The organism is Sodalis sp. (in: enterobacteria) (assembly GCF_047607725.1).
GTDB lineage: Bacteria > Pseudomonadota > Gammaproteobacteria > Enterobacterales > Enterobacteriaceae > JBLKSS01.
Map to the genome: position 1 here is coordinate 1 of NZ_JBLKSS010000051.1, position 12,363 is coordinate 12,363.

Consider the following 12,363-nt stretch of genomic DNA (forward strand, 5'->3'; position numbering starts at 1 on the left):
TCCAGCGGGAAATTGGGACGACGTCTTGAGGGTTTTGGTGGGGTTTGTTTCATGAATTGCGCCCATTAAAAAAATAATGGACATCATCTTCAATAACTTGATGGGGAATTAACAGACGGCGCTGGGCGTACGCTTACTTTCCGTTGGCCACCAACGGCGCGATGGAGCCTTATCCCTATCAGGCCGGCACCGCGGGCGCACTGGTCGGCGGCCTGCAAAATATCGGCTCAGGCGTCGTTGCCGGCTTCTCCTCGCTGCTGCCGCAGCAAGGCCAGTTCAGCCTGGGGATGATAACCTTCGCCATGGGTATGCTGATTCTGCTGTGCTGGTTGCCGCTGTCGCAAACCATGCCCCGCCAGGGTTCGGAAATAGTCTAGGAACGCGCAGCAGCGGGCTCGGCGGTGGTTCATAGGATGAAGGGATGCAGCGCGGCATCCTTGCGATCGAGATAGTGAATCGAGGTAATGCGGCGAATGGTGCGGCTTTTGCCGCGGATAAGCAGCGTTTCGGTGGTGGCGATATTGCCTTTGCGTGTGATGCCGTTCAGCAGGTCCCCTTTGGTAATGCCGGTGGCGGAAAAAATGACGTTATCGTTGTGGGCCAGCTCATCCGCGTCGATCCGGCGGTTCTCTTCGCTGTCGCCTTTCACCTGATGCCGCGGCAGCAGACGGCCTTGCATATCCCCATCCAGGGCGCGGGATCACCGTGGTGGAAATCACCCCCTCCGGCGCGCCGCCGATGCCGTACATGACGTCAACTTCGCTATCAGGCATGCAGGTGAGGATGGACGCGGCAACGTCGCCATCGGGGAAGGTAAAAACGCGCACTCCAAGCCGCTGCAACGATTGGGTGCAGGCATCATGACGCGGCTTGGCCAGCAGCGACACCCTCAATTCCGACAGGGTTTTTCCCAGACGGCTAGCCACCGCGCGTAAATTATCCTCCAGCGGGGCGGCGAGATCGATGGCGCCCCGCGCCGCCGACCCGACCACCAATTTTTCCATGTACATATATCCGGCGCGTGTAAAAATGCGCCTTTTTCAGCGACGGCCAGCACCGTCAGGGCGTTGGCCTGTCCCAGGGCGGTCATGCGGGTGCCTTCGATGGGATCGACGGCGATATCCACCACCGCGCCGACGCCGGTACCAACCGCTTCACCGATATAGAGCATCGGAGCTTCATCGATCTCCCCTTCGCCTATCACAATGCGGCCATTGATCGGCACCTGATTCAGCACAATGCGCATAGCCTGAACCGCGGCGTTGTCAGCGGCGTTTTTTATCGCAGCGGCCCAGCCAGCTGTAGCCGGCCAAGGCGGCGGCTTCGGTGACGCGGGAGAATTCAATGGCTAATTCACGTTTCATGACGATGGGTTTCCTGACGGCAAAGATGAATATTGCCGTCAGTTTACCACACTCCGCCGCCCACTCAGGGGATTCAGGCCGGGGTTGGCGGGGCCGTTACTTTTCGTCCTGCTCTTCCCAGGCGCGTGCGCGTGCCACCGCTTTCTTCCAGCCTTCGTAGCGATAATTGCGCTCCACGGTTTCAATACCGGGACGGAATTCACGTTCGATAACCGCTTTGCTGCGCACCTCCTCCAGATCGCTCCAGAAGCCGACCGCCAGACCCGCCAGGTAAGCGGCGCCGAGCGCGGTGACTTCCCGCACTTCCGGGCGTTCGACGCGGGTACCGAGAATATCGGACTGGAACTGCATCAGGAAATTGTTGGCGACCGCGCCGCCGTCAACCCGCAGCGCTTTCAGCCGCTCGCCGGAATCCGCCTGCATCGATTCGATCAGATCGCGCGTTTGGAAGGCAATCGACTCAAGCGTCGCGCGGATGATGTGGTTGGCGTTCACGCCGCGCGTGATGCCGAAGATGGCGCCGCGGGCGTAAGGATCCCAATAGGGAGCGCCGAGACCGGTAAAGGCCGGCACCACATACACGCCGTTGGTGTCTTTCACCTTGCCGGCGAAATATTCCGAATCGGTGGCGTCGTTAATCAGTTTCATCTCATCGCGCAGCCATTGAATGGCGGCGCCGGCGACAAACACCGCGCCTTCCAGCGCGTAATTCACTTCGCCGCGCGGTCCGCAGGCGATGGTGGTCAGCAGACCGTGGCGCGACTGTACCGCTTCGGTGCCGGTGTTCATCAGCAGGAAGCAGCCGGTGCCGTAGGTATTCTTCGCCATGCCGGGCGTTACGCACAGCTGGCCGTACAACGCCGCCTGCTGATCGCCGGCGATACCGGTGATGGGAATGCTGGTGCCGCCTTTCCCGCCGATATTGGTCTGGCCATAGATTTCCGAGGAGGGCCGTACCTTGGGCAGCATGGAACGCGGAATATCCATGATATCCAGTAGGCGGTCATCCCACTCCAGTTCATGGATATTGAACAGCATGGTGCGCGAAGCGTTGGTGTAGTCGGTGACGTGGACCCGTCCCTGGGTCATTTTCCAAATGAGCCAGCTATCAACGGTGCCGCACAGCAATTCGCCGCGCTTAGTGCGCTCGCGGGCGCCCTCCACATGGTCGAGGATCCATTTGACCTTGGTGCCGGCAAAATAGGGGTCAATGACCAGACCCGTAGTGTGGCGCACATATTCTTCGAGGCCGTCGCGTTTCAGTTTTTCGCAGATGTCCGCAGTGCGTCGGCACTGCCACACGATGGCGTTATAGATGGGTTTACCGCTCTCTTTATCCCATACCACCGCGGTTTCCCGCTGGTTGGTGATGCCGATGCCGGCGATTTGATCGGAGCGGATATCGGCTTTGGCCAGTACCTCCACCAGGGTCAAACTCTGGCTGGCCCAGATTTCCATCGGGTCATGTTCCACCCAGCCGGGCTTAGGATAAATTTGCGTAAACTCCCGTTGGGATACGCTGACAATGTTGGCGTCGTGATCGAGCACGGTCGCGCGCGAGCTAGTGGTTCCCTGGTCAAGCGCGACGATATATTTTTTTTCTGCTGACATAAGAGTTTCTCGCTATTTTAGACGTTCAACAAAGGAAATCAGGTTTTGGGTTCGGAGCGCGCAGCGCGGCTTTGGGCAACGGCGACATCATCGGCCTCTTCGCCGCTCAGTTGGCCGGGCAGATGCGGCCCAATCAACGCGCGGTAGCCGAAAGCGCCCAGACAGGCGCCAACCACCGGGGCGATCAACGGAACCAAAAAGTAAGGGATTTCCTGGCCGCCGGTATAGGCGACTTTGCCCCAGCCGGCCAGGAAGGCGAAGGTTTTGGGGCCGAAATCACGGGCGGGATTTAGGGCGAAGCCGGTCAGCGGCCCCATCGAGGCGCCAATCACCGCGATCAGAATACCGATCAGTAACGGCGCCAGGGGGCCGCGCGGGATGCCGTTGCCGTCGTCGATCAGCGCCAGGATCAGGCACAGCAGGATGGCGGTAATCACCATTTCCACCAAAAACGCCTGGGCCACCGAGATATGCGGATTAGGATAGGTTGAAAAAATACCGGCGAGATCCAGACTTTCGACGCTGCCGCGAACCATATGGTGTGCCTGCTCATAATCAAAAAACAGATTATAGTAAAGGCCGTAAACCAGCGCCGCGGCGCAGAAGGCCCCCAGCATCTGAGCCACGATATACGGCAGCACTTTGCGCCGCTCGAAGCTGGCGAACAGCCAGAGCGCAATGGTGACCGCCGGGCTGAGGTGCGCACCGGAAACAGCCGCGGTGAGGTAGACCGCCATTGCCACGCCCATGCCCCAGATAATGCTGATTTCCCACTGGCCGAAAGATGCCCCGGCCAATTTCATGGCGGCGACACAGCCGGCACCGAAGAAAATCAGTAATCCTGTCCCGAGGAATTCGGCGATGCATTGCCCTTTTATTGTCGGTGATGTTAATTGGCTCATAAACGGTTCCTGTGGCTGGAAAGGTGTCGAACCAGGTTGATGCAACACCCTTGTCACTGATAAAATATAGGGTAATAACTTATGTAGTTATAATGTGAATTTATCGTTAACGAGCAAAAACGAGAAATATCGAACTCTAAATGTGTGGGCCGTGTCATAAAAATGCGGGTATTCGCTTAAAAATTTGTTCCTAAACACCTATTTGTTACGCTGCTAAGTACCTTAATTTTTTTGCCACGTTTCCCTCTCAAAGGAAAACGCACGCGCCGCCGCCGGCCGGAAGAAAGAAGCCGGCATGACGGGTTCTCCCGCCGCGGGGCGAACCGCCGGCATGGACGGGGGTCTAATGTCCTAATTGAGACAATGTGTATGGACACGGGCAGGTAGGCTACTTAAAATCCGGTATCAGTCACAGCAAAGGGTAGCTGCAACACGCCTAGGCGGTCGGCTTTTTCGAGTTACACAAAGGTGTGTAGCGACCACTGACCAAGACGCCTTGTGTCTTTAGGGGGAAACAAATGGCATTTGAAGTATTTGAGAAACTGGAAGCGAAAGTCCAGCAGGCGATTGATACCATCACGCTTCTGCAGATGGAAATCGAGGAGCTAAAAGAAAAGAACACTAGCCTGAGCCAGGAAGTTCAGCAGGCGCAGAGCAACCGTGAATCGCTGGTGAACGAAAACGAGCAGCTTAAGCAGGAGCAGCATATGTGGCAAGAGCGCTTGCGCGGTCTGTTGAGCAAAATGGATGAGGTTTGAATTCCCCTAGGGATTGCCTGCGGGCGGTGCGCGCATCGCCTTGTGCGTCCGGGCAGCGGCGCTATGCATCCTGACCTGACGTACTCCGGCGGTGATCTCCGCTGAGCCGCTTGCCGGCATCGGGCGTTGCCCCAGAGATCACCCCGCCGGGCCGACATGGGACGCCGGCTCGGCTACTGACGGCGCTCGTGGAGCCGTTAGCATTATTCCAAATCTAGCGCGTCTTCGGACAGGATGACCCCGGTATTATCGGCATAGAGATGATCGCCGGAAAAGAAGGTGACGCCGCCGAAATTCACCCGGATATCGCTTTCGCCAATGCCTTCGCCGGCGGGGGTGGCGGCCATAGCCTGAATGCCCAGATCCAGCTCTTCCAGGTCGTCCACCTGGCGCACCGCGCCGTAAACCACGATCCCTTCCCATTCGTTCTGCACGGCCAGATTGCCCAGTTCGGCATCGATGAGCGCCCGTCGTACCGATCCGCCGCCGTCCTCCAGCAGGACGCGGCCGCGGCCGTTTTCTTCCAGCAGCTCGTAGAGCAAACCGTTATCCTCAAAACACTTCACGGTCGTTATCTGACCGCCGAAAGAGGTTCTGCCGCCAAAATTAGTGAAAAGAGGCTCAACAACGTTCACGTTTTCCTGATAGATGTCACATAATTCGTAAGCGCCCCGTGGAGGACGTCTTGAATTATTGGTGGGTTTGTTGTATGAGACAGTAAACCTACGTTACACGCTTATGCTCATTGCATTTTTACATTGTATTGATTTTAATAACTTTTATTTCCATCCCGGTTTGAGTGATATGAAATTAGTGGTTCTGAAGTTTGTGATAGTGTCCATTAAAATTTAAGTGGACACTATCATCGCCGGATTATCCATGATCTGACAGCCGTCTCTTATAGGATGCGGGTTCACTAGGCATCGTAGTGGAACATATTCTTACCGGGCCGTACAACAAACCCACCAATAATTCAAGACGTCCTCCACGGGGCGCTTACGAACAGTGCACAGAACTGTGAGTAGCCGAGGGCATCACCGCCCACGGCGGCCTGATATTCCATCCAGAGCAGCTGTTTGGTCACGCCCTTGCGGCTTAACTCGGTATCGATATCAATCCAGCTGGGTAAGGTCTTGATAGCCTTCTCGAATTTGCCGGGATAGAGCAGGCGGTCGAGGTCGACGGGGGACAGTTCCGCCGGCAATGGCCAGACCAGGTTAGCCACCGTGAATCGGCCGAGGATATCGTGCACTGTGGTACAGCCGATGCCGAGCGCTGCTGCGATGGTACGATTCGAGCGACGCTGCTCAAATTTCATGCGTAATACATTGATATATATGTACATTTCTGTTCTCGCGTTCTTCTTTTTACGTGCCATGCCATACCCCCGGAAGCTAAAAGTCTCCAGAGTATGGAGGAACAGAAGATGAGCGATCTGACAGAATCGGAATCAGTGATCGGACGTGACCGGAACCAGCAGCTGACCATCCTCGGCATCAAACAGGTGCCGGCGGATTTGGTGGAAGCCGCGGAGTCATTCGGCGCCAGTCCGCGCCAGATGCTGTTCAAAGTGCAATTGCTGCTGGCACTGCCGACTATCATGGAGGGGATCAATCAGACGCTGATGCTGGCGCTGTCGATGGTGGTCATCGCCTCGATGATCTCGGTCGGCGGCCTGGGACAGATGGTGCTGCGCGGCATTGGCTGGCTCGACATGGGCTTGGCCACCGTCGGCGTCGGTATTGTCATCCTGGCGATTATCCTCGATCGCCTGACGCAGTCGTTGGGCCGCGACAGCCGCAGCCACGGCAACCGCCTCTGGTACAGCAGCGGCCCGCTGGGACTGATAACCCGTCCTTTTCGCAAACAGGCATAACCTTTTCCCCGAAGGCGGGCAACGGCAGCGTATTGCGCCGCTGCCCGCCCTAAACAGAACAGGAATTCTCCATGCGTTATACCTTTATCTGTGCGCTCGCGCTCACCTCCGTATTCACCCAGTCTGTCTGCGCCGCCGCGCTGCTCGGTAAAGGCGTGGTGGTAAAACCGGTGCAAAGCTCGCTGGCGGAAGAATCATTTCAAACCGAGCTGGTTAACCGGGCGCTGCAGAAACTGGGCTACGACGTTCAGCCCACTAACGAAGTGGATTACAACGTCGCCTACACCGCCATCGCCAACGGCAAGGCGGATTTGTCCGGCTGTACGCCAGGCTGGGGCTGTGAGGCGGTCATTAACCACCACATCAAGGCCTATGGCTTGAGCGCGACCGTCGAGCATAATCAGGGAAACTATGCGGCGATCATGGCCGATACCATCAGCCGCTACAAGGAAGGTAAACCTATTTTGTATTACACCTGGACGCCGTACTGGGTAAGCGACGTACTGGTGCCGGGACGCGATGTGGTTTGGTTACAGGTGCCGTTCTCCTCGCTGCCGGGTGAGCAGAAAGGGATCAGCACTAAGCTGCCCAACGGCGCAGACTATGGCTTCCCCGTCAACAGCATGCGCATCGTCGCCAACAAACAGTGGGCCGAGGCCAATCCGGCAGCAGCCAAACTCTTCGCCATCATGAAGCTGCCGATTGCCTATATCAACGCACAAAACGCGCGGATGCACCAGGGCGAAGCGCAAGAAGCGGATATTGAACGCCAGACCGACGGCTGGATCAAAGCGCATCAGGCCCTGTTCGACGGTTGGGTAAACACCGCCGCGGCCGCCGCCAAATAAGCGCGACACCGCGCCGTTTAGATCGTCGATACGGGCGTAAACCCGCGTCGGCGGCGCCATAATACCGGCGAAAAACAAGCGAGGGGGACTCACCCCTCGTTTTTTGTTGTTAGTCGGTAATAATACCCGCCCGTTGGTTAAACGAATCCTTAATGAAAACGTCCACAGATCATCCTAGTCTGAACCCGGCATTAATCCTCATCATGGCGATCGCCACAGGCCTGGCCGTTGCCAGTAATTACTATGCCCAGCCGCTGCTGGATGCTATCGCCAGGACCTACCATTTGTCGGTGCGCGAGGCGGGGTTCATTGTCACGGCGGCACAGCTCAGCTATGCCTGCGGCCTGATGTTCCTGGTGCCTCTCGGCGATAAATTTGAACGCCGCAGTATGATAGTGGTGATGTCGGTGCTGGCCGCCATCGGCATGGTGATTACCGCCTCGGCGCCGTCTTTGCCGATTATGCTATTGGGTACCGCCCTGACCGGCCTTTTTTCCGTGGTGGCGCAGATCCTGGTGCCTTTGGCCGCTTCGCTGGCCGATCCCGAGAGGCGTGGAAAGGTGGTGGGAACCATCATGAGCGGTCTGCTGCTCGGCATCCTGCTGGCCCGGACCGTTGCCGGCGCGCTGGCGGATCTCGGCGGCTGGCAAACCGTTTACTGGCTGGCGAGCGCGTTGATGGTGGTCATGGCGGTAATACTGTGGTTTGCCCTGCCGCGTTATAAACAGTACTCCGATCTGAATTACCGCCAGTTGCTTGGCTCGATTTTCAGCATTTACCGGCATTCGCCGGTATTGCGCAGCCGTGCTCTGCTGGGCTGCCTCAGCTTTGCCTGTTTTAGTAATCTTTGGACCTCCATGGCGTTTTTGCTGGCCGCGCCGCCCTTTCATTTTAGCGAGTCGAAAATCGGCCTGTTTGGGCTGGTGGGCGCCGCGGGCGCGTTAGCGGCCACCCGCGCCGGCACGCTGGCAGACCGAGGTAAAGCCAAAATGACCACGCTGGGTGGTCTACTGCTGCTGCTGTTCTCCTGGGTACTGGTGTGGTATGGCCAATATCACTGGCTTTCGCTGGTGCTCGGCATTATTGCCCTTGACCTGGCGGTGTAGGGGCTACACATCACCAACCAAAGCGTGATTTACCCCGCATGCCGGAAGCGCACAACCGCCTGACCTCCGGTTACATGACCAGCTATTTCGCCGGCGGCGCCTTCGGGTCGCTGGTGTCCGCCACGGCCTACCAAAGCGCCGGCTGGAACGGCGTCAGCCTCGCCGGCGGCCTGCTCTGCCTGGTCAATTTATTGCTATGGCTGTGCGGTAGCCGTCACGAAGAGTCTGGCCTGCCCCGCGGCTGATCACGCGCTCGCCGCTGGCGCGGGGCGAATTCTCATGGTATTGATAAGATTCGCCACCGCGGCGCGTGGCGCCGCGCTCTTATAAGCCATCAAAGGAAAGAAGACGATTCATCATGGAGCCTAACAATGCCGGTCTGCCGGCCACCACCGCGCCCGCGACCTTCCGTCAGGGCATCAAAGATAGCCTGCCGATTGTCATCGGGTATATGCCGGTGGCGTTCGCCTTTGGCCTGAACGCCGTGAAACTCGGCTTCACGCCGCTGGAAGGGCTGTTCATTTCCTGCATCATATACGCCGGTGCCAGCCAGTTTGTGATTACTACCCTGCTCAGCGCCGGCGTTTCACTGTGGATAGCCGCGCTGACGGTCATGACGATGGACGTGCGTCACTTACTGTATGGGCCGGCGCTGCGCCAACGCATCCCTGGCGCGCTGTCGCCCCGTAAAACCGCCCTTTGGGCTTTTGGCCTGACCGATGAAGTCTTCGCCGCCGCCATTAGCCGCCTCAGCCGGGACAACCGCAGCTGGTCGGAAACCTGGATGATAGGCGTCGCGCTCTGCGCCTGGCTGTCGTGGGTAGCCGGCACGCTGACGGGCGTGTGTTCCGGCAACGGTCTGCTCGATGATTGGCCCGCCGTCTCGGCGGCGCTGGGCTTTATGCTACCGGCGCTGTTTCTGAGTTTTCTGCTGGCCGCTTTCCAGCGCCGGCAAAGCCTGGTACTGGCCGCGGCGCTGGTCGGCGCCTTGGCGGGCCTCTGGCTGGTATCGATCCCCATGGCGATTCTGGGCGGCATCGGCGGCGGCTGTCTGGCGGCGCTGCTATCGTCACTAAAGGAGGGTAGACGTGACTAGTACGGTGTTTATCATTGGCTGTGTGGTAGGGATGGCGAATTTTTTGTTTCGCTGGTTACCGCTACGCCTGGCGGGCAACGCCGGCGGCCGGCCGCTGCGCAACGGCCCGCTCGGTCGGGTACTGGACAGTATCGGTATTGCCGCCATTTGTGCATTGCTGGTGGTGTCCACCTTACCCGATATCCTACATGAGCCTCAGCGTGCATGGCCTGCGCTGGCGGGGTTTTTGACGTTGGCGGCGCTTTTTACCCGCACCCGCAGCATCGTCATGGCGACGCTGTCCAGTGCGCTGATGTATGGCGTGGTGTACAAGTGCTTGCTGACATTTTAATCGGGGGAGTAAGGAAGCGGGTAAATTAACATTACCTCAACACTTATATAGACATCTAAACTTTCCAGCCTGACAATATTTACATGTGTGATTACATTAGTTATTATACAGTCTGTAACTAATGAGGTCCAGGTTACAATGGAAAGTTCGTTCACCCCGATAGAACAAATGTTAACGCTGCGCGCGCAGCAAAAAAGCGATTTTCCTTTCCAGGAAGTGTTGTTGACCCGTTTGTGCATGCATATGCAGGGTAAACTGCTGGAAAACCGCAACCGTATGCTGAAAGCCCAGGGAATTAACGAAACCCTGTTTATGGCGGTGGTGACCCTGGAATCGCAGGCCAGCCGCAGTATTCAGCCGTCAGAACTGAGTTCGGCCCTGGGCTCCTCCCGCACGAATGCCACCCGCATTGCCGATGAGCTGGAAAAACGCGGCTGGATTGAACGTAAAGAGAGCGAAAATGACCGCCGCTGTTTGCATCTGCATCTGACGGAAGCCGGCCAGACGTTTCTTGATAATCTTTTGCCGCCGCAGTACAACTGCCTGCTTTCCCCGTGGCCGACGCTGAATGAAGCGGAAAAGCAGCAATTGGAAAGCCTGACCCGCAAACTGTTGAATAAGCTCGACACGCTTATCTCGGAAGAGGATGTGCTGAAGTGAAATTTGCCGCTTGCCACAGCAAACGCCGCGAGGGATCCTCCGCGGCGTTTTTTTTTGCGTCCCGCCGCCGTCAGCCGCGGTTTTGCCGCCACCATTCCGCCAGCAGAATGCCGGCGCTGACGGACACGTTCAAACTAGGTACCCGACCAGTGCCGTTGATGGCCACCGCGATATCCGCCTGGGACAGCACCGCTTGTGAGAGCGCGTCGCCCTCTTCCGCCAATACCAGCACCGCCCGGGCGGGCATTTTCACTTCGGAAAGCGGCGTGCCGCCGTTACTGGTCAGCGTTACCACGATGTAGCCGGCACGCTGAAAACGCTGCATGTCCTGCAACATATCGTCGCACTGAATGGCTTTGACGTGCTCTGCCCCACCTTCCGCGGTGCGCACCGCGGCGCCGGACTCCAGTAGGGCGCTGTCGCCCACCATCACGCCATTCACGCCGAAGTGCGCGCAGCTGCGTAAGATGGCGCCGAGATTGTGAGGATTGCTAATCTGCTCCAGCGCCATAACGCAATCGTGCTGTTTTGCGGCCACGCTGGCCAGATAACCGTCGGCGTCAAGACCGGCGCGTTTTTTAATCAAAAAACAGACGCCGCCATGATGTTCGGTGCCCGAGGCTTTGGCCAACTCATCATCTTCCACCACATGATAAGCCTTGCGGTTAGCCGCCATCCAGCGCAGCGCATCGCGAAACCGTGGAGTCACCGATTGCTCGAACCAGGCCCGCACGATGGCGTCCGGGCGGTTGCGAAACAGCGCCTGACAGGCATTTTCCCCGTAAACGCGGGTTTCTTCGGCACGCTGGCGGCGCAGCTGTTCGGGATCAATCTGGCTTTTGCCGCTGATGCCCCCATGATCGGGTCCGGCGGCGTCATCCCCCGCGTAGAAGGTTTTCCACGGCGAGTCCGCGGTCTCACTGCGCGGCCGGCGGCCGGCGCTGTCGGCGCGGGGCGGAGCGTCCTGCCGGGCGCGGCGTGGCGCGTCACCTGAGGAGGAGGCGCGATCGGCACGAGCACCGCCGCGGGCGCGTTCGCCGGGCGTCTTCCACGGACTACGGCCCTCATCGCGCTGACCGCTCTTGCGATCGGCGGCGGAGCGGCGCGTGGCGGGGCGGCGCGTTGGCGCCTGCTCTTCCTCTTTGCGCACATACATCACGCGGACTTTGCCATTTTTACCCTTTAACGAATCGCTATCGCTCATATTGCCCTCCCCCCTCTAATGGGCGCGAAGATTACCCGATCTCCGCCCATATAGCTACCGGGTTAAGATAAAAGCCGGCAACTATCGAAACCATCGAACAAATCATTTTGTCACCCGTTATTTCTTTTACCATACTTTGAAAATTGACCCACTAAAAGCGCGAATGCCACCGGCCGGAAAATTTTCGGCGCGATGGTTCCGCTCATCAGAGGCAACATTATGAACACGGTTTGTGCATCCTGCCTGGCCACCAATCGCCTGCCGGACGACAGGATCAATAATGCCGCCAAATGCGGCCGCTGTGGTGAACCGCTGCTGGACGGATCGGTTATCCACGCTACCGGTGCTACGCTTGACAAGCTGCTGCAGGACGATCTACCTATCGTCATCGATTTTTGGGCGCCGTGGTGCGACCCCTGCGTTGGTTTTGCGCCGGGGTTCGATGCCGTCGCCGGCGAACGTCGCGATAAAGGTAAGCGCCCCGTGGAGGACGTCTTGAATTATTGGTGGGTTTGTTGTATGGCCCGGTAAGAATATGTTCCACTACGATGCCTAGTGAACCCGCATCCTATAAGGGACGGCTGTCAGATCATGGATAATCCGGCGA

8 protein-coding genes and 7 pseudogenes are annotated in these 12,363 nt (G+C 58.0%); 9 read left to right on the plus strand and 6 right to left on the minus strand.

The window, feature by feature from the left end:
- Positions 1–137 precede the first annotated feature (137 nt).
- Positions 138–377, plus strand: a pseudogene (gene emrD, locus ACMX3H_RS05580) (multidrug efflux MFS transporter EmrD); the annotation flags it as partial.
- Between the two features lie 29 nt (positions 378–406).
- Here the strand turns inward: emrD and glpX are convergent.
- The 3 genes and pseudogenes from glpX to ACMX3H_RS05595 form a co-directional block, all read right to left on the minus strand.
- Positions 407–1,364, minus strand: a pseudogene (gene glpX / locus ACMX3H_RS05585) (class II fructose-bisphosphatase).
- A 96-nt stretch (positions 1,365–1,460) separates the two neighbouring features.
- Positions 1,461–2,975 (minus strand): glycerol kinase GlpK, encoded by a 1,515-nt coding sequence (gene glpK, locus ACMX3H_RS05590; RefSeq protein WP_415210108.1) that lies wholly within the window; start codon positions 2,973–2,975, stop codon positions 1,461–1,463.
- Positions 2,976–3,013: 38 nt separating this feature from the next.
- Positions 3,014–3,877, minus strand: a complete 864-nt coding sequence (locus tag ACMX3H_RS05595; protein WP_415210109.1) for an MIP/aquaporin family protein — start codon at positions 3,875–3,877, stop codon at positions 3,014–3,016.
- 518 nt (positions 3,878–4,395) lie between these two features.
- On the opposite strand from ACMX3H_RS05595, the gene zapB reads away from it, so the two are divergent.
- Positions 4,396–4,635, plus strand: coding sequence for a cell division protein ZapB (gene zapB / locus ACMX3H_RS05600; RefSeq protein WP_415210110.1), 240 nt, complete (start codon positions 4,396–4,398; stop codon positions 4,633–4,635).
- 203 nt (positions 4,636–4,838) lie between these two features.
- Here the strand turns inward: zapB and rraA are convergent.
- Positions 4,839–5,297: pseudogene (gene rraA / locus ACMX3H_RS05605) on the minus strand (ribonuclease E activity regulator RraA); the annotation flags it as partial.
- Positions 5,298–5,635: 338 nt separating this feature from the next.
- Positions 5,636–6,013, minus strand: a pseudogene (locus ACMX3H_RS05610) (IS21 family transposase); the annotation flags it as partial.
- Between the two features lie 99 nt (positions 6,014–6,112).
- Here ACMX3H_RS05610 and ACMX3H_RS05615 point away from each other — a divergent pair.
- The 6 genes and pseudogenes from ACMX3H_RS05615 to mprA form a co-directional block, all read left to right on the plus strand.
- Positions 6,113–6,511: pseudogene (locus ACMX3H_RS05615) on the plus strand (ABC transporter permease subunit); the annotation flags it as partial.
- Between the two features lie 71 nt (positions 6,512–6,582).
- A complete protein-coding gene (gene proX, locus ACMX3H_RS05620; protein ID WP_415210111.1) occupies positions 6,583–7,359 on the plus strand; it encodes a glycine betaine/L-proline ABC transporter substrate-binding protein ProX in 777 nt (258 codons plus the stop codon).
- Between the two features lie 152 nt (positions 7,360–7,511).
- Positions 7,512–8,710 (plus strand): annotated as a pseudogene (locus tag ACMX3H_RS05625) (MFS transporter).
- A gap of 110 nt (positions 8,711–8,820) precedes the next feature.
- Positions 8,821–9,561: an AzlC family ABC transporter permease gene (locus ACMX3H_RS05630; RefSeq protein WP_415210115.1), complete on the plus strand. Its 741-nt coding sequence runs from the start codon at positions 8,821–8,823 to the stop codon at positions 9,559–9,561.
- On the plus strand, positions 9,554–9,892 hold the full coding sequence (gene ygaH, locus ACMX3H_RS05635) for an L-valine transporter subunit YgaH (RefSeq protein ID WP_415210112.1): 339 nt from the start codon (positions 9,554–9,556) through the stop codon (positions 9,890–9,892). The genes ACMX3H_RS05630 and ygaH overlap by 8 nt, the downstream gene beginning before the upstream one ends.
- Positions 9,893–10,030: 138 nt before the next feature.
- On the plus strand, positions 10,031–10,552 hold the full coding sequence (gene mprA / locus ACMX3H_RS05640; RefSeq protein ID WP_415210113.1) for a transcriptional repressor MprA: 522 nt from the start codon (positions 10,031–10,033) through the stop codon (positions 10,550–10,552).
- 70 nt (positions 10,553–10,622) lie between these two features.
- Here the strand turns inward: mprA and ACMX3H_RS05645 are convergent, their stop codons facing one another.
- Entirely contained in the window at positions 10,623–11,756 is a 1,134-nt protein-coding gene (locus tag ACMX3H_RS05645; protein WP_415210114.1) for a tRNA/rRNA methyltransferase, read from the minus strand.
- A 219-nt stretch (positions 11,757–11,975) separates the two neighbouring features.
- On the opposite strand from ACMX3H_RS05645, the pseudogene trxC reads away from it, so the two are divergent.
- Positions 11,976–12,227: pseudogene (trxC, locus tag ACMX3H_RS05650) on the plus strand (thioredoxin TrxC); the annotation flags it as partial.
- Positions 12,228–12,363: the final 136 nt, after the last annotated feature.